The sequence below is a fragment of the Salisediminibacterium halotolerans genome (genome assembly GCF_003814815.1).
GTDB lineage: Bacteria > Bacillota > Bacilli > Bacillales > Salisediminibacteriaceae > Salisediminibacterium > Salisediminibacterium halotolerans.
Genome location: NZ_RKQQ01000001.1, coordinates 484,942 through 510,314 on the forward strand (window position 1 = coordinate 484,942; position 25,373 = coordinate 510,314).

The 25,373-nt window shown below is 51.5% G+C and carries 24 protein-coding genes; 4 read left to right on the forward strand and 20 right to left on the reverse strand.

The annotated features are described in order from the left end of the window. Window positions 1-201 precede the first annotated feature (201 nt). The gene (gene upp, locus EDD67_RS02155; protein ID WP_093071974.1) at window positions 202-831 is read right to left on the reverse strand and encodes a uracil phosphoribosyltransferase; all 630 of its coding nucleotides are present in this window, start codon (window positions 829-831) and stop codon (window positions 202-204) included. 221 nt (window positions 832-1,052) lie between these two features. On the opposite strand from upp, the gene EDD67_RS02160 reads away from it, so the two are divergent. Further along, entirely contained in the window at window positions 1,053-2,366 is a 1,314-nt protein-coding gene (locus EDD67_RS02160) for an acetamidase/formamidase family protein (RefSeq protein WP_093071975.1), read from the forward strand. A gap of 599 nt (window positions 2,367-2,965) precedes the next feature. Here EDD67_RS02160 and glyA read toward each other — a convergent pair. Beyond that, window positions 2,966-4,231 carry a serine hydroxymethyltransferase gene (gene glyA, locus EDD67_RS02165; RefSeq protein WP_318272017.1) on the reverse strand — a complete coding sequence of 422 codons (1,266 nt, stop codon included), beginning with the start codon at window positions 4,229-4,231 and terminating at the stop codon, window positions 2,966-2,968. 260 nt (window positions 4,232-4,491) lie between these two features. Between glyA and EDD67_RS02170 the strand changes: the two genes are divergently transcribed. Next, window positions 4,492-5,943 (forward strand): alanine/glycine:cation symporter family protein, encoded by a 1,452-nt coding sequence (locus EDD67_RS02170; protein ID WP_121439509.1) that lies wholly within the window; start codon window positions 4,492-4,494, stop codon window positions 5,941-5,943. On the opposite strand, the gene EDD67_RS02175 is transcribed toward EDD67_RS02170, so the two are convergent. From EDD67_RS02175 to prfA, 7 genes are all read right to left on the reverse strand, one after another. Continuing rightward, entirely contained in the window at window positions 5,940-6,491 is a 552-nt protein-coding gene (locus EDD67_RS02175) for a TIGR01440 family protein (protein ID WP_121439510.1), read from the reverse strand. The genes EDD67_RS02170 and EDD67_RS02175 overlap by 4 nt on opposite strands. Window positions 6,492-6,559: 68 nt before the next feature. Next, window positions 6,560-7,006, reverse strand: coding sequence for a ribose 5-phosphate isomerase B (rpiB, locus tag EDD67_RS02180; RefSeq protein WP_121439511.1), 447 nt, complete (start codon window positions 7,004-7,006; stop codon window positions 6,560-6,562). Between the two features lie 27 nt (window positions 7,007-7,033). Further along, window positions 7,034-8,323 carry a methyl-accepting chemotaxis protein gene (locus EDD67_RS02185; protein WP_121439512.1) on the reverse strand — a complete coding sequence of 430 codons (1,290 nt, stop codon included), beginning with the start codon at window positions 8,321-8,323 and terminating at the stop codon, window positions 7,034-7,036. An 80-nt stretch (window positions 8,324-8,403) separates the two neighbouring features. Further along, window positions 8,404-9,075 carry an arsenate reductase/protein-tyrosine-phosphatase family protein gene (locus EDD67_RS02190; RefSeq protein WP_121439513.1) on the reverse strand — a complete coding sequence of 224 codons (672 nt, stop codon included), beginning with the start codon at window positions 9,073-9,075 and terminating at the stop codon, window positions 8,404-8,406. Between the two features lie 154 nt (window positions 9,076-9,229). Continuing rightward, entirely contained in the window at window positions 9,230-10,294 is a 1,065-nt protein-coding gene (locus EDD67_RS02195; RefSeq protein WP_121439514.1) for an L-threonylcarbamoyladenylate synthase, read from the reverse strand. A gap of 400 nt (window positions 10,295-10,694) precedes the next feature. Further along, window positions 10,695-11,594: a peptide chain release factor N(5)-glutamine methyltransferase gene (prmC, locus tag EDD67_RS02200; RefSeq protein ID WP_121439515.1), complete on the reverse strand. Its 900-nt coding sequence runs from the start codon at window positions 11,592-11,594 to the stop codon at window positions 10,695-10,697. After that, window positions 11,591-12,664, reverse strand: coding sequence for a peptide chain release factor 1 (gene prfA / locus EDD67_RS02205; RefSeq protein ID WP_121439516.1), 1,074 nt, complete (start codon window positions 12,662-12,664; stop codon window positions 11,591-11,593). Before prfA ends, prmC begins: the two co-directional genes overlap by 4 nt. A gap of 194 nt (window positions 12,665-12,858) precedes the next feature. On the opposite strand from prfA, the gene EDD67_RS02210 reads away from it, so the two are divergent. After that, on the forward strand, window positions 12,859-14,190 hold the full coding sequence (locus tag EDD67_RS02210; RefSeq protein WP_121439517.1) for an FAD-dependent oxidoreductase: 1,332 nt from the start codon (window positions 12,859-12,861) through the stop codon (window positions 14,188-14,190). 57 nt (window positions 14,191-14,247) lie between these two features. Here EDD67_RS02210 and EDD67_RS02215 read toward each other — a convergent pair whose 3' ends face one another. The 8 genes from EDD67_RS02215 to EDD67_RS02250 form a co-directional block, all read right to left on the reverse strand. After that, window positions 14,248-14,877, reverse strand: a complete 630-nt coding sequence (locus tag EDD67_RS02215) for a thymidine kinase (protein ID WP_121439518.1) — start codon at window positions 14,875-14,877, stop codon at window positions 14,248-14,250. 265 nt (window positions 14,878-15,142) lie between these two features. Continuing rightward, on the reverse strand, window positions 15,143-15,388 hold the full coding sequence (locus tag EDD67_RS02220; RefSeq protein WP_093071986.1) for a type B 50S ribosomal protein L31: 246 nt from the start codon (window positions 15,386-15,388) through the stop codon (window positions 15,143-15,145). 119 nt (window positions 15,389-15,507) lie between these two features. Then, on the reverse strand, window positions 15,508-16,785 hold the full coding sequence (rho, locus tag EDD67_RS02225) for a transcription termination factor Rho (RefSeq protein ID WP_093071987.1): 1,278 nt from the start codon (window positions 16,783-16,785) through the stop codon (window positions 15,508-15,510). 262 nt (window positions 16,786-17,047) lie between these two features. Continuing rightward, window positions 17,048-18,016 carry a class II fructose-bisphosphatase gene (gene glpX / locus EDD67_RS02230; protein WP_093071988.1) on the reverse strand — a complete coding sequence of 323 codons (969 nt, stop codon included), beginning with the start codon at window positions 18,014-18,016 and terminating at the stop codon, window positions 17,048-17,050. A gap of 82 nt (window positions 18,017-18,098) precedes the next feature. Next, on the reverse strand, window positions 18,099-19,394 hold the full coding sequence (locus tag EDD67_RS02235) for a UDP-N-acetylglucosamine 1-carboxyvinyltransferase (RefSeq protein ID WP_121439519.1): 1,296 nt from the start codon (window positions 19,392-19,394) through the stop codon (window positions 18,099-18,101). 98 nt (window positions 19,395-19,492) lie between these two features. Then, complete coding sequence (gene fsa / locus EDD67_RS02240; RefSeq protein ID WP_093071990.1) at window positions 19,493-20,140, reverse strand: fructose-6-phosphate aldolase; 648 nt, start codon at window positions 20,138-20,140, stop codon at window positions 19,493-19,495. 134 nt (window positions 20,141-20,274) lie between these two features. Further along, entirely contained in the window at window positions 20,275-21,138 is an 864-nt protein-coding gene (gene fba / locus EDD67_RS02245; protein ID WP_093071991.1) for a class II fructose-1,6-bisphosphate aldolase, read from the reverse strand. 247 nt (window positions 21,139-21,385) lie between these two features. Next, window positions 21,386-21,757, reverse strand: coding sequence for a response regulator (locus EDD67_RS02250; protein ID WP_121439520.1), 372 nt, complete (start codon window positions 21,755-21,757; stop codon window positions 21,386-21,388). 98 nt (window positions 21,758-21,855) lie between these two features. On the opposite strand from EDD67_RS02250, the gene EDD67_RS02255 reads away from it, so the two are divergent. Further along, window positions 21,856-22,395: a DUF2529 family protein gene (locus tag EDD67_RS02255; protein WP_121439521.1), complete on the forward strand. Its 540-nt coding sequence runs from the start codon at window positions 21,856-21,858 to the stop codon at window positions 22,393-22,395. A 124-nt stretch (window positions 22,396-22,519) separates the two neighbouring features. On the opposite strand, the gene EDD67_RS02260 is transcribed toward EDD67_RS02255, so the two are convergent. The 3 genes from EDD67_RS02260 to rpoE form a co-directional block, all read right to left on the reverse strand. Further along, window positions 22,520-22,888 carry a hypothetical protein gene (locus EDD67_RS02260; RefSeq protein WP_123875793.1) on the reverse strand — a complete coding sequence of 123 codons (369 nt, stop codon included), beginning with the start codon at window positions 22,886-22,888 and terminating at the stop codon, window positions 22,520-22,522. Window positions 22,889-22,936: 48 nt separating this feature from the next. Continuing rightward, on the reverse strand, window positions 22,937-24,538 hold the full coding sequence (locus tag EDD67_RS02265) for a CTP synthase (protein ID WP_121440398.1): 1,602 nt from the start codon (window positions 24,536-24,538) through the stop codon (window positions 22,937-22,939). Window positions 24,539-24,699: 161 nt separating this feature from the next. Then, window positions 24,700-25,266: a DNA-directed RNA polymerase subunit delta gene (rpoE, locus tag EDD67_RS02270; protein WP_121440399.1), complete on the reverse strand. Its 567-nt coding sequence runs from the start codon at window positions 25,264-25,266 to the stop codon at window positions 24,700-24,702. Window positions 25,267-25,373: the final 107 nt, after the last annotated feature.

A 25,373-nucleotide genomic window follows, 5' to 3' on the forward strand; every position in this document is an offset into this window, starting at 1 on the left:
CAGATCATTAAAACGCTTCCATTGCATTTTACAAATTGTTAAAAATGATCATTTTTCATGTCCCACATTATACATAAATATATGAAGTTTGTGTGCGAAATTTTTGCAAAAATTGATGTTAGAATTTTCTGTTTTCACTGTAGATATGTTATTAAACCAAAAAAAGTTCCGCCCGGGCGCGGCCCGAGCGGAACAGGCATGTTATTTCGTACCGAACAGACGGTCGCCAGCATCGCCCAATCCCGGGATGATGTAGCCTTTTTCATTCAGCTTTTCATCCAAAGCGGCCAAATAAATATCGATGTCCGGATGAGCTTCCTGCATCTTTTCAACCCCTTCAGGCGCTGCCACGAGACACATAAGCTTAATATTTTTCGCACCGTCGCGTTTCAGCACGTTGATCGCTTCAATCGCGGATCCGCCTGTTGCAAGCATCGGATCAACGACGATCATCTCCCGTTCGGAAACGTCTTTGGGAAGCTTCACATAATATTCGACCGGCATTAACGTTTGAGGGTCGCGGTAAAGTCCGACATGGCCGACTTTCGCAGCCGGGATCATATCGAGAATGCCGTCTACCATCCCAAGACCCGCGCGTAAAATCGGTACGATACCGAGCTTCTTGCCGGCAATCGTTTTACACGTAGCTGTCTCGACAGGCGTTTCGACTTCAACTTCCCGAAGCGGAAGATGTCGGGTGATTTCAAACATCATCAAACCGGCGATTTCATTCGTGATTTCACGAAATTCTTTCGTACCCGTGTCTTTCTTGCGAATAAATGTCAGTTTGTGCTGAATTAATGGATGATCAAATACGTATACTTTCCCCAATCATACCCGCTCCTTTTTTCATTTATGAATTCACGCAGTGTATCCTTTGCGTATTCTATCGGAAATCCCTGCTGTAATCAAGCTGTTTCGCCGTTTTAACGTCGACAATTTCATCCGGCATCCGGCTGGTCTATGAATCTTTTTTTCACAGGCTTTAACTTTTAACAGAACGGGAATCACCAAATATGAAAGGGCTTACAAATTCTCGAGGAGGGGTTTGAATGCAGGCGAACGAAACAGTGTTTGTTAATCGGTTTGTTAACGGGATTTTAGATCCGGACGAAGAAATGCTCGGGCCTGTTAAAGACGGCGGACACATCATTGCGAATACATCGCCGGGCTGCTGGGGGCCGATGATTACTCCATGTTTGCGCGGCGGCCATGAAGTGACCAAGCCGGTTTACGTCGAAGGAGCTGAAGTCGGCGATGCGATTGCCATTCGGATTAAGTCGATTCGCGTCACGTCGATGGCAACAGCATCCGGCAATGATACGACGGTCGAAGGACGGTTTCTCGGCGACCCATTTGTCGCCGTCAAGTGTCCTGAATGCGGTACGATGTACCCGGAAACTGTTGTACAGGGAACCGGACAAGAAGCGATCCGCTGTGCGACCTGCGGGGCGGACGTCACGCCGTTTCGCTTCACAAATGCCTATACGATGGCGTTTGATGATACGAAAACCGTCGGCCTGACAGTCGATGATCAGACAGCCGAAACAATCGGCAAAGACGGAAAACATTACATGGCCACGCCGGAACATTCAGTGCAAAACCCGGTCGTCGCCTTCGCACCGCACGATCTTGTCGGCACGATTGCCCGGATGCGTCCGTTTCTCGGCCAGCTTGGCACAACACCAGCGATTCCGTTTCCGGATTCTCATAACGCCGGTGACTTTGCGCAGTTTTTGATCGATGCGCCGCATGAATACGCCTTAACGAAAGAGCAGTTGGAACATCGCACCGACGGTCATATGGACATTAACCGAGCCCGTGAAGGCGCAGTTGTGATCGCACCGGTAAAAGTGCCCGGCGGAGGCATTTATCTCGGCGACATGCACGCGATGCAGGGCGACGGTGAAATTGCCGGCCACACGACGGATGTATCAGGAATCGTCACACTGCAAGTCTCCGTAATTAAAGGGGGCGCTGATAAAACCGTCGAAGGACCGATTTTGCTCCCGACCGAAGAAGACTTGCCGCACTTGGCAAAACCTGTCTCAGCTGAAGAGCGGCGCAAAGCTGAACAGCTTCAGGCTGCCTGGGGAATCAGCAAACCGCTGGAAAAAAGTTTGCCGCTCCAGTTTGTCGGAACCGGCGCCACGCTGAATGAAGCCACGTCAAACGGAATGGAACGGGCGGCGAAACTGCTTAACATTACCGTGCCTGAAGTGATGAACCGCGCGACAGTGACCGGGGCGATTGAGATCGGCCGCAACCCCGGAGTGGTAACGGTCACCTTTCTCGTTCCGCTTGAACATCTCGAACGGCTCGCATTTGATAAACTCGCTTTCGAACAATACGGTTCGATTGAATAAAACATGCCCTTCTCAGTGCGGGGTATTTAGACTGCAGACAAACGATTATTTTGGTGTCAGCCATGAATCCACTACCCTCCGCTTGCCCCGGGCAAGGACTCAGCTAGTATTCGGCGGTCTCAGACCGCCGAATACGGATCTTCGTCTCTTGCTTTCCCGGAGGCGTCGGAGGAGTGGATGCACGGCTTCTTTTTGCTCGGATGGGACTAAGTCATCCATCCAAACCATTTCCATGTCCATACGTTTAGCAGCTAAGTTCTTCGAGAGCATTCCTTTCACCCCTGAATTCATAGATGATGACTTCGGAAGGCTGCTGGCGAAAAACCCGCGAGACTCCCGCGGAAAAAAAAGGGCCAGGCCTGACCCCGCAGAGCGATAGCTCGAGGAGGCAGGCGGTCCTTCCGCAGGACGCGAGCGATGGTTGTCGACCAGCAGCCGATCACGCCCATTGTTTTCTCTATCCGGACATTGACTCAATGGAACCTCTTCGAGGTTCATTTTATCTCTATTATAAAAAAAGACTGCAGACTTGTCTCGGGGTAATCGAGACTTTGTCTACAGTCTGAAATGCCCCGCTCAATGCGGGGCATGTTTAATGCTTACATCCGTTCGTACATCGGGAATTGTGCTGTCAGCTGCGAAACAGCGCCGGCAGCTTCGTCGATCGCCGATTCGTCGTCCGGATTTTTTAATACGAGCGAGATGATTTTACCGACATTTCGCAAGTCGTTTTCCGTAAACCCGCGGGAAGTAACCGCAGCCGTGCCGATGCGAAGGCCGCTCGTCACAAACGGGCTCTCCGGATCAAACGGAATCGTGTTTTTGTTGGTCGTGATTCCTGTTCGGTCCAAAGCTTCTTCGGCCGTTTTTCCGGTAATGCCGAGAGAACGCAAGTCAAGGAGCACAAGGTGGTTGTCTGTGCCGCCGGAAACGAGGTTCACGCCCTCTTCTTCCAGCGAATCTGCCAGCGCCGCGGCATTGGCTTTGACCTGTTTAGCGTATTCGGTGAATTCTGTCGTCAGCGCTTCACCGAAGGCAACTGCTTTCGCGGCGATGACGTGCATAAGCGGGCCGCCTTGGATCCCCGGGAAGATCGCTTTATCGATTTTTTTCGCGTATTCTTCGCGGCAAAGAATCATCCCGCCCCGCGGTCCGCGCAAGGTTTTATGCGTTGTTGTCGTAACAAAATCAGCGTGCGGCACAGGGCTCTGGTGCTCGCCGACAGCTGCCAGACCGGCGATGTGAGCCATATCAACCATTAAATACGCCCCGACATCATCGGCAATATCACGGAAAATGCTGAAGTCGATTTCGCGCGGATAGGCGCTTGCCCCGGCAACAATCATTTTCGGTTTATGCTCGAGCGCTTTTTGGCGCACGTCGTTATAATCGAGCATGCCGCTGTCTTGGTCAACGCCGTATTCGATAAAGTTATACTGTTTCCCGCTGAAATTGACTTTGCTTCCGTGCGTTAAGTGTCCGCCGTGCGAGAGGTTCATGCCGAGTACGGTATCGCCTTGTTCCAGCATGGCATAATAAACAGCCATATTTGCCTGTGCGCCGGAATGCGGCTGCACGTTGACATGTTCAGCGCCGAAGAGCTCTTTTGCGCGGTCGCGGGCAATGTTTTCCGCGACGTCAACGTGTTCACATCCGCCGTAGTAACGCTTAGCCGGGTACCCTTCCGCATATTTGTTCGTCAAAACGGACCCTTGTGCTTCCATAACAGCTTCTGAAACAAAATTTTCCGAGGCGATCAGCTCAATGTTGGTTTGCTGCCGCTTCCGTTCGGCTTCGATCGCTTGAAAAATCTCCGCGTCCTGTTCTTTAACATGAGCCAAATCCCTCTGTTCAATCGTCTTCATTGCCATTCCTCCTGAACGATTTACGCACGATGCGCTTCATTTGAGATTACGTGTGTTCACTCAACGTATATTCTACTCCTTTCACCTGCGTTTGTAAAAGGTCTAAATAGAAGTCGAATCAATGTATGCGGATACATTTTCAGATAATTTTTTTGATTCAGAAATTTATTCCCACCCTTAACATTTTTTTCTATTCATATTGACGCTCGCGAGGAAAAACCGTATGATCAGTACATCACAAAGGACGAGGAGGATTGGCGATGGAATTAATTGTCATTGCATCATTTTTAGACGGGGTCGATCAGCTCGTCAACTGGCTGAACGACTTATTGTGGACATACATATTAATCGGATTGCTTTTAGGTCTCGGGGTATTCTTCACGATTCGAACGCGCTTTGTTCAATTTCGGCTTTTTGGCGAGATGTTCCGCGTCATCGCGGAGAAAAAAGACAGCGATAAAGGGATTTCTGCTTTTCAGGCGTTTACGATCAGCACCGCCTCCCGCGTCGGAACGGGAAATTTAACCGGCGTCGCGCTTGCGATTGCCATCGGCGGTCCCGGAGCCGTATTTTGGATGTGGATGGTTGCGATTATCGGCATGGCTACCGCCTTTATCGAAAGTACGCTTGCCCAGGTATATAAAGTCCGCGACGGCGAAAATTTTCGCGGCGGACCGGCGTATTATATGGAAAAAGCGATCGGCAGCCGCACTCTCGGTATTATCTTCGCGATCCTCTTGACGCTTTGCTTTGGGCTGATCTTCAATTCTGTCCAGGCAAACACGATCACAGAAGCGTTTGACGGGGCATTCGGTGTGAACCGTCTCGTTCTCGGTTTAATCATCGCCGCTGTCGCCGGGCTCGTTATTTTCGGCGGCGTCCGCCGGATTGCACGGGTGACGCAAGTCGTCGTACCTGTGATGGCAACAGTATACTTGCTCGTAGCTTTCTTTGTTGTCGTCACGAACTTCACGCTCATTCCCGATGTATTTGCTTTGATCGTCTCCGAAGCGTTCGGGGTGACAGAAATTGTCGGAGGCGGCGCAGGCGCTGCGATTATGCAAGGTGTCCGGCGCGGCCTGTTTTCCAATGAGGCCGGAATGGGCAGCGTTCCGAACGCCGCGGCGACCGCCAATGTCAGCCACCCGGCCAAGCAAGGGCTCGTGCAAAGCCTCGGTGTCTTCTTTGATACGATCATTATTTGTTCTGCGACCGCGTTTCTTATTTTAATGACCGATCTGTATCAGACAGGCGGACCGGATGTTGACGGCATACAGCTGACGCAGGCTTCGCTGCAGGTTCACGTCGGCGAGTGGGCGACGGTGTTTGTCGCGATTGCTATTTTGTTTTTCTCCTTCAGTTCGATTATCGGAAACTATTACTACGGTGAGACAAACATTGAATTTATCGGCAACAGCAAATCCTGGCTGACACTGTACCGGCTTGCCGTTCTCAGCATGGTTGTTTTCGGCGCTCTTGCTGAAGTCGTGCTCGTCTGGAACTTGGCTGATATCTTCATGGGATCGATGGCCGTAATCAACTTGATTGTCATCTTCTTTCTGGGTGGCACAGCCTATAAAGTGCTAAAAGACTACATGCAGCAGCGTGATGCCGGGGAAAATCCGGTCTTTTACGCCGATCATGTCAGCGGCCTCCGCGGCGCAGAGTGCTGGGAACGCGGACGCGACCGGCGCGACCGCAAAAAACGTTAACGATATTCCGCGCGGGCGCCGCCGATCAGTTTCGGCCGCGTCCGTGCATACGTTACATGGGCATTGCCGATTGTTTCAACGGAGGTTCGCACCGGAACAGCGACGGGTTTTAATTGCATGCCGATGAATGTGTCGCCGATATCAATGCCGGCATCGGCTTGAATTTCTTCTACGACAGCCGGTTCGTCCATTTGCCGGTACGCGTAAGCAGCCATTGATCCGCCCGCTTGAGGCACAGGAACAACGGTAACCGGAGACAGCCGCTCCCGTTCCGTGTATTCGCGCGAAACGGTGAGCGCCCGGTTAATATGCTCACATCCTTGAAAGGCAAGGTAAACGTCGTTTTTTTCCGCAAAACGCTTAAGCGCTTGCCAAATCGCCGCTGCGATCTCTGTCGATCCGGCGCTGCCGATTTTTTCTCCTTTCACCTCGCTTGTGCTCGTCCCGACGGCCAACACCCCGCCTGCCGGTATCGCCGCCTGCTCTTGCAGTTCATCAAGTGCCCGGCTCAGTTTCAGCGTAATTTCCTCATAAATTGCATCTGTCATCAGAGCTCCTCCTTTCAAATGATTGCAGAAAACCCTCCCCGAACGGTAACGGAGAGGGCGTCAACAACTCAGCGATTCGCTTTTTCATACATCATGACTTTTTGCACGCGTTTTTCGTGTCTGCCGCCTTCAAACTCGGTTGTCAGCCACGTTCGTGCGATTTCTTCGGCAAGGCCCGGGCCGATCACGCGCTCGCCCATCGCAAGCACGTTTGAATCGTTATGCGCACGGGTCGCCTGTGCGGAAAACAAATCATGAACGAGCGCGCACCGGATTCCCGGCACTTTATTAGCCGAAATCGACATGCCGATTCCGGTGCCGCAAATGACAATGCCGCGGTCTGCTTCGCCGCCGGCTACTTTTTCCGCAGCGGGAATGCCGTAGTCCGCGTAATCGACGGATTCACTGCTGTTGCAGCCGACATCGACCGCTTCATGACCGAGTTCTTCAATTACTTTGATAATGTCGCCTTTCAAATTGTATCCTGCATGATCTGAACCGATCGCTATTTTCATCGCTATTCACGCTCCTGCTTCTTTTTTTTATACTTTAAACCGAGAAATGGTTTGTTTCAACGACTCTGCCTGCTGCAGAAGAGCTTCAGATGATGCGGCGATTTCTTGCATCATCGACGTCTGTTCGGCGACCGCTTCCGCCGCATCAGCCGTTCCGGCTGCGGTTTCTTCGGCGACAGCCGCAACGTTTTGTGACTCTTGTGCGGTTTTTTCCGCAGCTGCCAGCTGCTGATCAGCCAATTGATAAATGGTCCGCACCGATTCGGCTGCTTCATTAATCGTTTCGGCCATCCCGGCCATCGTCTTGTTCGCCGCAATCCCTCGTTTTGCTTCGCTGTTCGCTTGCTCCACTTGGGCAGAGACAATCTGGACAACACTTCGGACATCTTTTTGCATCGTCGTGATTAGATCGCTGATATTTGCGGCCGCATTCGTGCTCTGGTCGGCCAATTTTCGCACCTCATCGGCAACAACGGCAAAACCTTTGCCGTGTTCTCCCGCTCGCGCTGCTTCGATCGATGCGTTCAAGGCGAGTAAATTCGTCTGCCCGGCAATATTTCCGACAAGTGAGATAATTTCTTCGACTTGGGCCGCGTTTTCCTCGAGTCTTTGCACCCATGTCAGCGATCCCTCATTTTCACGCGCGAGCTGCTCAACACCGGCAACGAGAGCCTCGATCACTTCCCGGCTCTCCTGCAGCGAGCGCACCATATCGGAAGAAAGCCGATCGGTTTTTTCCGCATACGCCTGCACTTCAGCTGCTGTATCGCGGACATCGTCGATGCTTTCTGAGGCGTTTTGAATCGACTGGGCGGATTGCTGAGAACCGCCGGAGATTTCTTCGACGGAACGATTAATCGTCTCTGCTTGCTTTGCTGCTTGATCCGATGCCGATCGCATCATCTTCACCTGTTCATTCGTAGTTGAAAAATGGCTGTTCACATCTTGAAACATTGTTTGCAGACTCGCAATCATTTGATTATAAGTTTGCGCGAGCGAGCGCAATTCATCGTCGGATTTAGGGACATCGACACCGTTTTTTAAATCTCCCGAGGCAACTTTCGCAGCCCCTTTTTCAAGGCGTTCGAGCGGCCTGACAATTGCCCGCGCGCCTAAGTAGCCGAGAATACCGGTCCAAATGATCCCTAAAACAAACGTTAATACGATGAATCCGTTCGCGCTCATTCCTAACGACGCTTCTACATAATCGCTGACGACAAAAATAAAAAAGGCGCTCATTGAATAGGTGACGGCTGCCACTGTACAAATCCCCAACACCATTTTCCGCTTAATGCTGAAACGGTAACCCCCCTGCATGACGATCCCTCCGGCTGCTGTATTGGATGTTTGGTTGAATGACTGTATTGAATAGCGTGTTGAATAGCGGGGCAGACGGATTAGGACTCTGACGAATCATCCTCGCCCAGCTTAGGTAAAATCCGTTCGATCGCCGCTTCAAGCTCTTCGTACGTTTCATTGTAAACTTCGTCGCCTGCTCCGAACGGATCGCGAATATCAAGGGCGGGAATATCCCAAGCGAGACGGTCAATCCGTGATTGATGAGGCTGGAGTGCATCGAGCAGTTTCTCTTCGAGTTTTTCCTGCTGCTTTGTTTTTTCTTTCTTTTGATTATAATCCTCGACCTCGGCCTGATGCTCTTGCAAAATTGCCTTCCGCGTTTCTTCCAGTTTGCGGTATTCTTCTTTCAATTCAGCAATTTTTTGCTGCGTTTCTTCATCTTCTATTGCGTATTCTTTCACCGTAAAAAGCCGGTCTTCCGCCTCCGGGTAAAGTTCGCGAACGCCGTCTTTATGGTTTTCTGTCATCGTTAATATCAAATCCGCCGACGTAATCATGTGCTGTTCGAGCGGTTTGCCTTGATGACTTTCCATGATTCCCCGCTTTTCCAGCTGCCGCTTGGCGCCTTCCGACATCGGCATTCCTTCGGATCCGTGAATACCTGCTGAAGCGGCTTCCAAGTCGCCGTTGGTTTTTTTATGCTCAAAAATCGCTTCTGCCAGCGGGCTGCGGCATGTATTGCCGGTACAGACAAACAAAACTCTTGTCATTTTCGGTCACTTCCTTTGCTGATTTCGAACAGATAGGTCTATTCGAGTCTAGTTTAGCATATTTTTTCCTGCGAAAAACCCTCGATGTTATATGCATCCTAGGTTTTCCCGCTGACGTCAGCGGACAAACTCCGTTTCCGGCCCGATTGCCGGTTTAATTGCTGTCTTCTGCTGAAACCCGCCGGCCGCCGGCGGCTTTTAACAGCCGGTTCATCACCGCTCCGCCAATCCCGCTGTCGGCAAACGTTACGGCATAAATGATATCGACCTCTGAACGTTTGAACACTCTCAACGCATCGTACAGCCGTCTCGCCGCTTCCGCGGGGTCAGCTTGCGGACCGAGAGAAACTTCCTGCTCGGCTCCTGTTGTGCCGATCTGCTCCTCAAAAACGAGCGCGCCGGCACGTTTTCCGGCAGCTTTTGCATCATGCACTACGGCGGCTAAAAAAGCCGCGTCGCCGTCAACAAGCACTAGCGGAGCGTCCGGAGCATAATGAGCGTACTTCATTCCCGGAGACTTCGGCTTTGCGCTCTGATCAAAAGCGAGCGACGGATCGACCGCAACCGGGCCGACAACCGCCTCTAATTCTTCTTTCGAAATACCGCCCGGCCTTAAGATCATCACCGGCGTCTGGGTCGCATCCACCACGGTGGATTCCACCCCTACTCCTGTTTCCCCGCCGTCAAGCACAACCGGAATTCTCCCGTTCAAATCGTCATACACATGCCTCGCCGATGTCGGACTCGGGCGGCCCGATCGGTTAGCACTCGGAGCCGCAAGCGGCAGATCAGCAGCTGTAATTAGCGCGAGCGCCGCCGGATCAGCCGGCATCCGCATCCCGACAGTGTCCAGCCCGGCCGTCACTTTCGGCGACAAGCTGCCGTTATGCCGAAGTACAATTGTCAGCGGCCCGGGCCAAAAAGCGTTCATTAATTGTTCCGCTCCCGGGGGAATGTCGTCTGCATAGCGTTTTGCCTGTTCGATCCCGGCAATATGAACGATGAGCGGATTATCGGACGGGCGCCCTTTCGCTTCATAGATTCGCGCGATCGCTTCATCTAACGTCGCATCTCCGCCTAAACCGTACACCGTTTCTGTCGGAAACGCGACGACTTCACCGCTTTTCAATAGCTGCGCCGCTTCCTCGACCGCCGGGTCATCAACAAGGTTATCCACACTTGTATCCACTTGCCGAAGCACTGTTTTATATCCTTGCATCACGTCGCCTCCTCACGGCTATATTGTGCGCAACAGCGGGCTTCTTGTCAATGTTTCATTCTTGACAGCACAAGCACTTTTTTCTTGTTTGTCAACCGGGGAACGTACGCTCCTCCCCAACGTTATCCACATTCTCGCTGAAAAGCCCGGGGATAACTTGTGTGTAAATTTGCTAACTTGTGGATAAATCGAATGTTTTTGTTCATAAGTCCGTTTGAATTCTTAATGCCGAACGAAGAAATCCCTTTCATACGCAAGGGGTTTGTGGAGGTTGGGGATGAAAAAATTTTTTTGCTGTGAATTTGGGGATAAATCGACCTTGTTTGTGGATAAGCAGGTTCGAACGGCAAAAAAATCCCGCCGCTGTGCACAATCATCCACAGCCGGCGGGGAGTTATCCTCAAGTATTCGGAACATGACAGAGAACAATCCGTTCTTTGCCGTTTATATCGAGCTGCACCGTGACGTCTGCTTCGGGAAATTCAGCCAACAGCAGTTCACGCACGCTTTCACCTTGATTCCAGCCGATCTCAAACGCGGCCAGCCCGGGACGAGACAGCACTTCCGGCAGCTGAGCTATCAGCCGCCGGTAAATGCTTAACCCGTCCGCTCCGGCAAAGAGCGCGCCGGCCGGTTCATGATCAGTCACATTCGTTTTCATCGCTGTCCGCTCGGCTTCCGGGATATAGGGCGGATTGCTGATTATAACATCCGCCGCACACTCCGCTTCAATCAGCGGTTGAAGCGCATCGCCGCGCAAAAACGTTATGCCGTCTGCGCCGTGCCTGGACGCATTTTCCTCGGCTTTTGCTAACGCTTTGTCGCTCACATCCGTTGCCGTCACGTTAAACGGCCTCGAATCCCCGGAGGTTAACTTATATTCATGCCAGAGATGATAAAGCGTAACAGCAATGATCCCGCTTCCTGTGCCGATATCGACAAGATGGCGGGGCGGAGGGGACATCGTTTTCATTGCGCAAAATACCGCGTCGACGAGCTCTTCTGTTTCCTGACGCGGAATGAGCACATCGTTGGAAACAGCATAATCCCGGTCCCAAAACACTTCCGTTCCGGTGATGTGCTGCACCGGGACACCCGAACAGGCGCGCCGGACATCGGCCTCAAACGCCAGCAGCTGCTCGTCGTCCAGTTCCGTGCGCATTTCAGCAAACAGGCGCGTCCGGCTCCAGCCGGTATGGTGCTGCAAAAGACGGCGGGCTATTTCTTCTTCCCAGCCGTGCTCCTGCAAAGAAGAAGAAGCCCGGTTAAGGGCTTCATAAACGGTTACGGCGCGGTTCATTGCGCCTGGCCGCTTTCCATCATTTTCGACTGCTCTTCGACGACGAGCGGTTCAATAATCAGATCCAGCTTGCCTTCGAGAATCTGATCGAGCTTTTGCAGTGTCAAACCGATCCGGTGATCAGTCACCCGGCTTTGCGGGAAATTGTACGTGCGGATCCGTTCGGAACGGTCGCCGGAACCGACAGCAGATTTGCGCGACTCGTCGTATTCTGCCTGCGCTTCTTTTTCAAACATATCGTACACTCGTGCCCGAAGAACGGTCATCGCTTTTTCTTTGTTTTTAATCTGCGATTTGCCGTCTTGGCACGATACAACCACACCTGTCGGCACGTGCGTCAGCCGGACTGCTGACATCGTGGTGTTGACGCTCTGACCGCCGGGACCGCTCGCAGCAAACGTATCTACACGAATATCCTTTTCGTGAATATCCACTTCGACTTCTTCAGCTTCCGGCAATACCGCGACGGTTGCTGTCGATGTATGGATCCTTCCGCCCGATTCGGTCGAAGGTACGCGCTGCACTCGGTGCGCCCCGTTCTCATACTTCATCCGCGAATACGCGCCTTTACCGCTGATTGCGAAGATGATTTCTTTGTAGCCGCCGAGACCAGTTTCGCTCGCTTCAATCACTTCCGGTTTCCAGCCGTTCTCTTCGGCATAGCGGCTGTACATCCGGTACAAGTCGCCAGCAAACAGAGCTGCCTCTTCACCGCCGGCCGCGCCGCGTATTTCAACAATGACGTTTTTGTCATCATTCGGGTCTTTCGGAATTAACAGCCGGCGCAGTTTATCCTCGAGTTCAGGAATTTCATTTTCCAATTCAGCCAGCTCTGCTTTAGCCATTTCCTTCATCTCATCGTCCAAGTTATCTGCGAGCATCTCTTTCGTTTCCGCAATTTGATCTTTAATTTCTTTATACTTGCGATACGTCTCAACGGTTTCTTGAATATCCGACTGTTCTTTCGAATATTCGCGTAATTTTTTATTGTCTCCGATCACATCAGGGTCCATTAACAGTTCAGTTAATTGCTCATAACGGTCTTCGACAGATTCTAACCGGTCAAACAAAGTTGTTCACCTCATCCTTTTTCGTAGCACTCTCTTCCCAGTATAGGTGTAAAAAGCGCAGAAATCAATTATTGTTGCGTCGCTGTCTGTATCGTGTACAATAAACAGTGGATACCCTCATATGTATATGTTTCCCGTTCAGCCGTTTGTGGAACGGGGAACTAGAAGTTATTTTGACAGGAGGAGATGACACTATGAAAGTCGTAATTATCGGAGGAGACGCTGCAGGCATGAGCGCGGCCATGCAGATTGTCCGAAGCGAGACAAAAGCAGACGTAACCGTGCTCGAGCAGGGAGCCGTCTATTCGTATGCGCAGTGCGGACTGCCGTACTATCTTGGCGGAATTGTTGATGATGCGCATGAGTTAATCGCACGCCCGATCGATTTTTTCCGGGACAAGCACGGCATCGACGCGCGCATTTACCATCAAGTGCAATCGGTCGACACAGAGCATCAAACCGTATCCGGTACGGTTCTCGACAGCGGCGAAACGTTTACCGAGCCGTATGACAAACTGCTTATCGCCAGCGGTGCAGCTCCTATTTTCCCGCCGTTTGAAGGCCGGGACTTAGCAGGCATTCATGTCTTAAAAACGATCCCCGACGCAGAGACGATCGCAAAAGATTTAGAAGAAGATGTCTTGAATGTCACCGTCATCGGCGGCGGATATATCGGACTCGAAGTAGCTGAAAACCTCGTGCACGACGGGCGCAACGTCCGGCTGATTGACTTGGCGGAGCGGGTCGGCAACGTGTACGACGCGGAAATCAGCGAAAAAATCGCTGCCGAGGCGGAAAAACAAGGCGTCGACCTCGTTTTAGGGGAAGCTGTTGAAGCGTTCCGCGGTGAAAACGGCCGGGTAACAGGGGTGTCGACGGACAAAGGCGATTACAATGCCGATATGGTGATCGTTGCGATCGGCGTCAAGCCGAACACCGCTTTTTTAGCCGGCACCGGCATCCATCTTCACGAGTCCGGCGCGATCCGCGTTGACCCGTATATGCAGACGAATATCGATCATGTTTACGCCGCAGGTGATTGCGCAACCCAATACCACCGGATCAAACAAAAGGATGACTTCGTTCCGCTCGGCACTCACGCCAACAAGCAAGGGCGGATTGCCGGCGTCAATATTGCCGGCGGCTCGAAAACGTTCCACGGCATCGTCGGTTCTTCGATCATGCAGTTCTTTGATTTGACGATCGGCAAAACTGGATTATCTGAAAACGAGGCGAAAAATCTCGGAATCGATTATCGCGCGATCGGCTTTGAAACGGCGCCGATTGCCCATTATATGCCGGACAGCCGGCCGATCTTTTTGCGCATGATTAAAGAAAAGGAAACGGACAAGCTGCTCGGTGTACAAGGAGCCGGGGAAACGGGCGTCGACAAACGGGTCGATGTCGCCGCAACCGCTCTTTATCACGGCATGACAACGCACGACATGGAAAACCTCGACATCAGTTACGCTCCCCCGTACAACACAGCGTGGGATCCGATCCAGCAAGGCGCGCGCCGGCTTTAGCCGTCGCTCGAACCGCAAAACCCCGCCGCTGAACATTTTTCAGGGCGGGGTTTTCTGTCATATCAGCGGCTTCGTTGTGTAACCGACATTGCGAATCGCTTCGTTATCCGGCTTGTTCGGCACTTCGTGACAATGACGGCACCGCGGTTCGTAAGCTTCGGAAGCGCCGACGAGAATAATCGGATCATCATACGAAGCGGGCCGGCCGTCGATCAGACGCTGGGTCCGGCTTGCCGGCGATCCGCACGACAGACAAATCGCCTGCAGCTTCGTGATCGTTTCCGCCAAAGCCATTAAATGAGGCACGACGCCGAACGGTTCGCCGCGAAAATCCTGGTCGAGCCCGGCAACGATGACACGCACCCCGTCATCGGCAAGCTTTGTCGCCAAATCAATAACGTTCGGGTCGAAAAACTGCACCTCATCGATTGCGACAACTTGCGTGTTGCTTTCCACCCGTTCCAGCACCGCCACAGCATCTGCTACCGGTTCAGCGTACACTTTCGCGCCGTTATGCGAGACGATTTCTTCATTGGCATAACGGTTGTCTATTTCCGGCTTGAACACTTGAATTTTCTGCCGGCCGAAACTCGCCCGTCTCACCCGGCGGATCAGTTCTTCTGATTTACCTGAAAACATACTTCCGCAAACAACTTCGATCCATCCTTCTTTCCGTGTCAATTGCATAGACGACTCTCCCGTATCTGTATTTGATCAGCCCGCAGGCCGGTAAAAATTTTATTGCCGCTTGTCTATTATAGTGCGAACAATCGCCGGATGCCACCTCTCTCCGATCGTGCAAACCGGCTGAAAAAACGCGTTATCACGCGAGTGACGCGTGTTATGACGTTCACAGAAGGGAGGCAAAATTTTTTAATCAGAACGCTTGCTCTTCTTAAGACAGAACATAAAAAAGCAGCCGGAGAGATCTCCGCCTGCTTTTGACATCGTTTTATTCCATGCCGTATTTCTTCTTGAACTTGTCCACACGGCCGCCAGCGTCGGCAAACTTTTGCTTGCCTGTGTAGAATGGGTGGGAATCAGAGCTGACCTCAACATTGAGGACAGGATAAGTATTGCCGTCTTCCCATTCAACAGTTTCGTTGGAGCTTTTTGTGGAGCCGGACAAGAACATGAAACCCGTGCTTGTGTCACGGAATACAACGGAATGATACGTTGGGTGAATTGCTTCTTTCATGTCTTTCATCTCCTTCCGCCCTGAATCTTTCGAAACAGAGTATAGTCGTGTCCTTTCACACATAGCAGAATTATATCAACAGACGCGGATGATTGCAAGCTTTTTTCTGTCGGACCCGGTTACTTTTGCCGCGGACCGGCTTTTCCTGACTTTTCCTTGGCGAATTCCGCAAAAAATTCGGCGTTCGTTTTTGTATCGCGCACTTTTTTCAAGAAACGTTCAAGAAAGTCAGGCTGATCGTTCATCGTCCGGCGAATTGACCAAAGGTTTTCGATCTGCTCGTCTGGAAGCAGGAGCTCTTCGCGCCGGGTTGACGAGCGGCGGATATCGATCGCCGGATAAATGCGCCGTTCGGCCAATTTGCGGTCGAGGTGAAGCTCCATGTTGCCGGTTCCTTTAAACTCTTCATAAATCACATCATCCATGCGCGAACCGGTTTCAACGAGCGCAGTCGCTAAAATCGTCATGCTTCCGCCTTCTTCGATGTTTCGCGCCGCTCCGAAAAAGCGCTTCGGGCGGTGAAAACTTGCCGGATCGATCCCGCCGGAGAGCGTTCGTCCGCTCGGCGGAATCACGAGGTTATAAGCGCGGGCAAGTCTCGTAATCGAGTCCAATAAAATGACGACGTCTTTGTTTGCTTCAACGAGACGCATCGCACGGTCCAATACGAGCTCAGCCGTCTTAACATGGTTTTCCGGCACTTCATCGAACGTTGAGCTGACGACTTCTCCGTCAACAGACCGTTCCATATCGGTCACTTCTTCCGGCCGTTCATCAATGAGCAGAACGATAATCTCCATTTCCGGATGATTTTTCGAAATGCTGTTTGCCATTTCTTTTAACAATAGCGTCTTGCCTGCTTTCGGCGGCGCAACGACAAGTCCGCGCTGACCGTAACCGATCGGTGAAATCATATCGACGACTCTTGATGCGACCATGTTCGGCGAATGTTCGAGCGTCAGTTTTTGATCGGGATACAGCGGTGTCAGCTGAGGAAAGTGCGGGCGAAGTTTTGCGTTTTCCGGATCTTCGCCGTTGACAGCCGCCACTTGCAAAAGGCCGTAATACCGTTCGTTTTCTTTCGGTTTGCGGACTTTACCGGAAACTTTATCGCCGTTTCTCAGCTGAAAACGGCGGATTTGCGAAGCGGAAATATAAATATCCTGCGAACTCGGTTTATACGTATTCGACCGTAAAAACCCGAACCCTTCGCTCGATACGATATCTAAAATACCTTCCATAAACATTAAATCTTCGTTTTCCGCCTGCTTTTTAAAAATCGCAAACATCAGCTCTTTTTTGGAGAGCTGGCTGTAGTAAGAAACTTTGTGTTCGCTTGCGAGTTTGTATAATTCTTTAAGCGTGAGTTTCTCCATCTCCTGCAGCGAGACACCCATAGCGTAAGACCACCTTTTATTAATAAATTCAGATCCATCCAGCAGCGCGCGTTACTTATCGATTTTACCATGTTTGATTGAAATATCAGACGTTGAGGTTCCGGAAGAGACGCGTGGTGATGACGGCGGATCCAGCCGCGAAGAAACGGACGCATTTGCGGCATCCTGCGGTTGCATCCTCCATCTAAGCATATTTTTCAGCGAAACACAAGCGTCCGCCCAAGATCATTGATGTCAGGCGGACGCTGTTATGCAGAAAAGATCAGGGGCGAATGACAAAATCGGGTTTTTTCTTTAGTTCGTGTTTGCCGTCAACAAACCGGACGGTGCCGGATTTGGCGCGCATAACGAGCGATTGCGTCGTTCCGCTCGTCCCTTTATATTGAATGCCGCGCAACAGTTCCCCGTCTGTAATCCCGGTCGCAGCAAAAATTGCGTCATCGCCGCTGACGAGATCAGACATCCGCAAAACGTTATTCACATCTTCAATACCCATCTCTTGACAGCGCTTAAGCTGTGCGTCATCTTCCGGGAGCAGCTTGCCTTGAAAGTCTCCGCCGAGGCATTTCAGACCGATCGCGGCCAGCACACCTTCCGGAGCGCCGCCTGAGCCGATCATCATATCAATACCGGTATCTTCAAACGCTGTGTTGATCGCTGCTGCAACATCGCCGTCATCCATCAGCTTGATTCGCGAGCCGGCCTCGCGGACATCGTCAATCAATTTTTCATGCCGCTGGCGGTTCAAGATCGCAACGACGATATCTTCCGGATCTTTACCGCGCGCTTTTGCCACAGCGGCAATATTCGCTTTCACGGGGGCATCGATATCGACCAGTCCGACGGATTCCGGACCGACAGCAATTTTATCCATATACATATCCGGCGCGTGGAGCAAGTGGCCGTTATCCGCCACACCGAGAACAGCAAGCGCATTCCACGTTCCTTTTGCGACAATGTTCGTTCCTTCGACCGGATCGACAGCGACATCGACACGCGGGCCGAAACCGTTGCCGAGTGTCTCGCCGATATATAGCATCGGTGCTTCGTCCATTTCGCCCTCGCCGATCACGACCGTTCCCTTCATCGGGATCGTATCGAACACATCGCGCATTGCTTCGGTCGCCGCCTGGTCGGCTTCTTCTTTTTGCCCGCGGCCCATCCAGCGGCCGCAAGCAAGCGCTGCCGCTTCTGTCACTCGAACGAGTTCCATGGATAAACTTCTTTCCATCGTAAAATCCCCCTTTTATGATATCTGTACGAAAAAGCAGTGACCCCTGCAGCTGAAAGCCTTTTATTTACTTAAAGAATCATTAGGATTTTCTGTCTGTCGCTTCCGTTTGTTCAGATTGAGCTTCTGTTTCTTCACGCCAAACGAACGCCCCGAGTTTTCGCAGTTTTTCTTCCATATACATGTAGCCGCGATCAATATGATACGTATCGTGAATAATCGTTTTCCCTTCAGCAATCAGCCCGGCTACGACGAGCGCAGCTCCTGCGCGCAAATCGGTTGCACGGACGGCGACCCCCTGTAAAGTTGAGGCGCCATTTATCATCGCGGTACGGCCGTCGACTTTGATTTTTGCCCCCATCCGCCGAAGTTCGTCAATGTGCTTAAACCGCGCGCCGTACACCGTATCTGTCACCATACTCGGACCGGCTGCCTGTGTTAACAGCGCGGTTGCCGGCTGCTGGAGATCAGTCGGAAAACCTGGATGCACAAGCGTCTTTATATCGACAGGCGACAGGGCGTTGTTTTTTTCAACGACGACAGCGTCATCGTACTCTGTCACAGTGACGCCCATCTCGCGAAGCTTCGAACTCAAGGCTTCTAAGTGAAGCGGAATGACGTTATCTACCTTCACACGTCCGCCGGCAGCGGCGCCGGCAATCATGTATGTACCCGCTTCGATCCGGTCGGGAATGATTGAATGCCGGCAGCCGCTCAACACCTCTCGGCCTTCGATACGGATTTCATTCGTACCGGCGCCTTTAATTTTCGCTCCCATGCTGTTTAACAGCGTCGCCACATCAATGATTTCCGGTTCTTTCGCCGCATTTTCAATAGTTGTCTGGCCTTTTGCCTTTGAGGCGGCAAGCATAATATTGATCGTTGCTCCGACGCTGGCAACATCGAGATAGATTTTCGCGCCGGTCAGTTCATCGGCCTGTAAATACATCGCGCCGTGCTCATTGGTGACTTTCGCCCCCATCGCTTCAAAACCTTTAATGTGCTGATCGATCGGGCGCGGCCCGAGATCGCACCCGCCAGGCAGGCCGATCACCGCTTTGCCGAATTTACCGAGCATCGCGCCCATAAAATAATACGAAGCGCGCAATTGTTTGACCCGGCCGTTCGGAAGCGGCATGGCAAACATTTCTCTCGGGTCAACGGCCAACGTATCGTCTCCGAGACTTACGCCGCCGCCGATATCACGCAGGAGTTCAGCGAGAATACCGACATCGGATATTTCCGGCAAATTATCAATCGTCACCGGCCCGTCGGCAAGAATCGTCGCGGGAATCAGTGCGACCGCACTGTTTTTCGCGCCGCTGATTTCGACTGTCCCCTCAAGACGGCGCCCGCCTTCAATCACTAATGTATTCATTGCATTCCCATCCTCATCCTTTAGCATTTATAAAACGCGATAAGACACCTCTTTGCATCACAAAAGGTGTCTTCACGCTCCCGTTATTTCTGTGTTGATCAGCTGTTCGTCTTATTCCAGTCCGCGAGGAATTTTTCGATGCCGATATCTGTAAGCGGGTGTTTCGTTAATTGCTCAATTACTTTAAACGGCACCGTAGCAATATGCGCGCCGCGGAGAGCGGCGTCTGTTACATGCTGCGGGTGGCGGACAGAGGCAGCGATGATTTCTGTCTCAATCCCGTGAGTGATAAACATTTGCGAAATCGTTTCAACGACTTCCATGCCATCGTGGCCGATATCATCGAGCCGGCCGACAAACGGCGAGACGTACGTCGCGCCTGCGCGGGCGGCCAAGAGCGCCTGATTCGCGGAAAAAATCAGCGTCACGTTCGTTTTGATGCCTGATTCACTGAACGTCCGAACAGCTTTCAATCCATCCATCGTAAGCGGAACTTTCACCGTAATATTCGGCGCAATCGCAGCGAGTTCTTTTCCTTCACGGATCATCCCTTCTGCATCGGCGGCAATGACTTCCGCGCTGACCGACTCAACACTGACTTGCGAAGTAATTTCTTTCAGCCGGTCGTGAAAGTCAACGCCTTCTTTGCTGACAAGAGAAGGGTTCGTTGTCACACCGTCGAGCACACCGAGTGCGTGTGCTTCTTTAATCTCCGCTATATTTGCCGTATCAATGAAAAATTTCATCTTACCCCTCCACTTTGATTCAAATTACGTGACAGCGCTTTCTAGTTTTTTAAGAATGAAACACCGGGGAGACCGGTGTTTCATAGCGAAACGGCGGTGAAACACTGTTTTGCCGTGTTTCAGCTGTTACGGCGTTACGCTTTATTGGAAGAACCGAATTCACGCATCTTGTCAACCACTGTTGCTTTAATCGCTTCGCGCGCCGGCCCGAGGTATTTACGCGGGTCATAAAGATCCGGATTTTCGTCCAATACTTTACGCACTGTGTTGGCAGCGGAAAATTGGTTTTCCGTGTTAACGTTGATTTTAGCTGTCCCGAGGCTGATCGCACGCTTAATGTCATGCGTCGGGATGCCTGTTCCGCCGTGAAGAACGAGCGGTACACCTGTCAAGTGAGACACTTCTTCCATGCGGTCGAAACCGAGGTTCGGCTCGCCTTTATACGCGCCGTGTACGGAACCGAGCGCCGGTGCAAAGCAGTCAACTTTTGTTTCGCGCACGAGCTCATCGCACTCGGACGGGATTGCATAAGCAGCTTCAGCGTCTTCAACAACGATGTCGTCTTCCTGTCCGCCGATGCGGCCAAGCTCTGCTTCGACAGAAACGCCGACTGTATGAGCAACGTCGACAACTTTTTTCGTCAACGCGATATTTTCTTCGAGCGGGTGATGCGAACCGTCAATCATCACGGATGTAAAACCGGCATGGATCGCTTCAACACACTTTTCAAATGAAGAACCGTGGTCAAGGTGAATCGCAACAGGAACCGTGACTTTGTACGCGTTCATCAAAGATTTTACAAGGTCAACAACGGCATAGAAGCCGCCCATGTATTTTGCTGCGCCTTCGGAAACACCGAGAATAACCGGTGACTTTTCTTCTTCGGCAGCTTGCAAAATTGCTTGCGTAAACTCCAGGTTGTTTAAGTTGAACTGACCTACTGCATAGCTCTGTTCTTTTGCTGTGTTAAGCATCTCTCTCATGGATACTAAAGGCATTGTGTAAAATCCTCCTTCAAAATTATCGAACTGAATGTATCTGTACGTCAATGGCCCGCGAAAAACGCATACGAAACGGCAAATCCCGCAGGATCCGGCACTTCGTATGCATCGGACGTTTACGCAGAAAACATCGGCCGCACAGACTCACAAAAATATTATAGCATATTGAACAGATTTTTCACGGAGAATTATGAGAATTTCGTGTAGATTTGGCGACAAAATTCAAACAGTTGCCGTCGTTTCATCATTGCGGATGTTTGCCGAACAGCTCGCGCACTTGTTCGCGCACATCATTGATATCAAACGGTTTCGCTAAATACGTCCGCGCCCCGAGCGCCATCGCTTCTTGAATAAGCTCGTGCTCGCCGTATGCCGTCATCATTAATACATCCGTCATCAGCTTGCCTTCACGCATCTCCCGGAGAATTTCCACGCCGTTCATCCCGGGTATCTTTAAGTCCAGCATCACAAGGTCAATCGTTTGATTATTCAGAAGGCGAAGTGTCTCGTTGCCGTTTGCAGCTTCGAGGACCGTATAGCCTTCACTTTCAAACACCCGGCGCAACAGCGCTCTGATCCCGAACTGATCATCGACAACCAACACTGTTTTACTCATGGCAGTCAAACGCTCCTTTATTTACCTATTTTTTACCATTGTAAACAATTTCCGAAACAAATACAATCGAAAACAACTCACTTGAAAGGGGGAAAAGCATGAAGATATTCACCACCCAACTCCAAGGACTGCTTGCGAAAAATGAACCGGACGAAGACACGCTTGAAGACGCCGCCCGCATCATCTGCCAGGCGATCACAAGCGATGGAGACCTGTATATTTGGAGCGAAGGCGATCTCGCCGGACTGAGCGTCCAAGCCCTATCCGGGAGCGATCCGTTAAAAGATTGCCGGGAACTGACAAGCGATCACCTCCCGCATCTCAGCCCGCTCGACACCCTCATCCTTGCCAGTGCAGACCGCCAAAGCCCGGCCGGGAAAAACCTCGTACAGGCAGCGAATCATGCCGGAACCCGCCTGATCGGGATCACGTCGGACTCGCCGCTCGATGAAAACCACGGCGCTCCGTGGACGGATAAGGCGGATGTTATATTATCCAACGGTGTGAAACAAGGGCTGATTCCGCAAGACGACGGAAGCCGGATCGGAACGCCGCATCTTTTAGCCGCTCTCTATCTCTACTATCCGCTTTATTTCGCCGTGACAGAAATTCTCGAAGACATTGACGAGACCGATTAAAAAACAGCCTGCCTTATCCGGGCGGGCTGTTCTAATCTGTCGACAAACGATTATTTTGGTGTCAGCCATGAATCCACTACCCTCCGCTTGCCCCGGGCAAGGACTCAGCTAGTATTCGGCGGCCTCAGACCGCCGAATCCGGATCTTCGTCTCTTGCTTTCCCGGAGGCGTCGGAGGAGTGGATGCATGGCTTCTTTTTTATCAATACACTCGCTTCAAAAAAGAGGATGACCCAGCATCCCGGCTTTCTCCAAGCGGCGATGGAAACACGGCGAGGTCTTGTCGAGCCGATGTTGCTCAGGTGCCTGTGGTAGATAGCGAGATAGACGAGACCCTGCAGGGCGTCAGCCCGAAGCGGCTCGGCGCTCGCCCGCGGACTAGTAAGACACGGCGAAGTCTTATTGAGCCGATGTCGCAGTGATACCTTCAGGTGAAAGAAGCCGGACGATGCGTAGTCATCCGTTCCTTTTAATAGGACATCTAACGATGTCATGACTTTGTCTATACTCTAACAGCCCGCCTTATCCGGGCGGGCTGGTCGTTATTTTTCGGATGCTGCGCGAATGAATTCACGGAACAGCGGCTGCGGGCGTGTCGGACGCGAAGCAAATTCCGGATGAAATTGCGAAGCCATGAAAAACGGATGATCCGTCAGCTCAATAACTTCAACGAGACGGCCGTCCGGGCTTACCCCGGAGAAGACAAACCCGTTATCTTCCATCCGCTCGCGGTATTCATTGTTGAATTCATACCGGTGGCGGTGGCGTTCGTAAATAACCGGTTCTGTATAAGCGTCATACGCATGCGTGCCGGGTTTCAGCTTACACGGATACAAACCGAGCCGCAGCGTGCCGCCCATATCTTCGACCTCTTTTTGTTCCGGAAGCAAATCGATTACCGGATAAGGCGTGTCAGGATGCAATTCGGCCGAATGAGCATCGGTTAAACCGAGCACGTTGCGGGCAAACTCGACGGATGCTAATTGCATTCCGAGGCAGATGCCGAGGTAAGGAACGCTGTTTTCACGTGCATAGCGAATCGCGCTGATTTTCCCTTCAATGCCCCGGTCGCCGAATCCGCCCGGCACAAGGACGCCGTCGACATCGGCGAGCCGCTCTGCCGCATTTTCGTCGCTGAGCTCTTCGGAGTTAATCCACTCTATCGACACATCCGCATCAAACTCAAAGCCGGCGTGTTTCAAAGCTTCGGCAACGGAAAGATAAGCATCCGGAAGCGCGACGTATTTGCCGACGAGGCCGATGGTAATCGATTTTGAGAGGTTTTTGACTCTGTCTACGAGCCCGAGCCATTCAGTCATATCGGCTTCGTTACACTGCATGTTCAAGTAATCGCAGACGTAACGGTCGAGTTTTTGCTCTTGCAAGTGCAGCGGCACTTCATAGAGCGTATCCGCGTCGCGCGCCTCGATCACAGCATTTTTATCGATGTCGCAAAAGAGCGCGATCTTATCTTTCATATCTTCCGGAACGTCCCGTTCAGTCCTTACCACAATCACATTCGGCTGAATGCCGAGGCTTCTCAGCTCTTTGACGCTGTGCTGTGTCGGTTTCGATTTCATTTCGGCGGCAGCGCCTAAAAACGGGATCAATGTGCAGTGAATGTACATGACATTGTCGCCGCCGACATCGCTTTTAATTTGCCGGATCGCTTCTAAAAACGGCAAACTCTCAATATCGCCTACAGTCCCGCCGATTTCAGTAATCACCACGTCCGGCTCGCCTTCTTTCGCCGCCTGAAAGACACGGTCTTTAATTTCGTTTGTAATGTGCGGGATGACTTGCACCGTCCCGCCTAAGTAATCGCCGCGGCGCTCTTTTTTAATGACGGACGAATACACTTTTCCGGTTGTGATATTGCTGAACCGGCTTAAGTTAATGTCGATGAACCGTTCGTAGTGTCCAAGGTCCAGGTCGGTCTCCGCCCCGTCGTCGGTAACGAAGACTTCGCCGTGCTGATACGGGCTCATCGTCCCCGGATCGACGTTTAAATACGGATCGAATTTCTGAATCGTTACTTTCAGCCCGCGGTTTTTCAACAGCCGTCCCAGCGATGCCGCCGTAATCCCTTTTCCGAGCGACGACACAACGCCGCCGGTAACAAAGATAAATTTCGTGTTCTTCATCTTAATCCCTCGCTTTATAAAATTTGCTTGCCTGTTAAACACATAAAAATAAAAAACGCGCCCCCTCCATCATCTTACATAGAGGGGGCGCGTGTTCTTTCTTCGTTCAGTTTAGCCCAAAAACGATTCTAGCCCGGACGGTGCTAAAAGTCAAGCAAACATTATAATTCGTCGTCTTCATTATTTACCGGATCTTGCGAATCCGATTCAGCAGTTTCCTCGGTTTCTTCACCGCTGTCCGCTTCGTCGTCTTCCTCAGAAACTTCATCCGGGAATGATTCTGTCTCGTCATCGAGTTCGTCGAAATCGGTATCTTCTTCAGTAGCAAGACTGTCGAGTTCATCTTCGAGATTTTCGAATTCATCAAAATCGCCGAGGTCATCATCTTCAAAAACATCTTCGTCCTCAGCTTTATCTTTCGCACGCTGCTTGCGTTCTTTCATCGCGTCGTGGGACATATCTTCTTCGGTCTGGTCAATCGGATACCACGTGCGAAGCCCCCAGTTGCTGTTCCCGAGGTTTACAAAGCGGCCGTCGAGCGACATCTCCGTGTATAAATGCGCGATCCGCTTCGTCGTTTGTTCTTCTGTCAAACCCTTCACTTCTGCAACCTTTTTTAACAAATCGTGATAGTTCAATGTGCTCCCCTGCTCGCGGAGCGTTTCGTGCGCGATGTCGAGCATCGCGACTTCACGTAGTTGTTCGTCCGTGTAATCGGCGTATTTCATCGTTCCACTTCCTTTCTCTCATTCATCCTGCTTTATCATCAAGGTCAGCAGCACCTTGGCTACGCTTCCTGTTTTTCATACCCTCCATTATAAACACAAAACCGGAT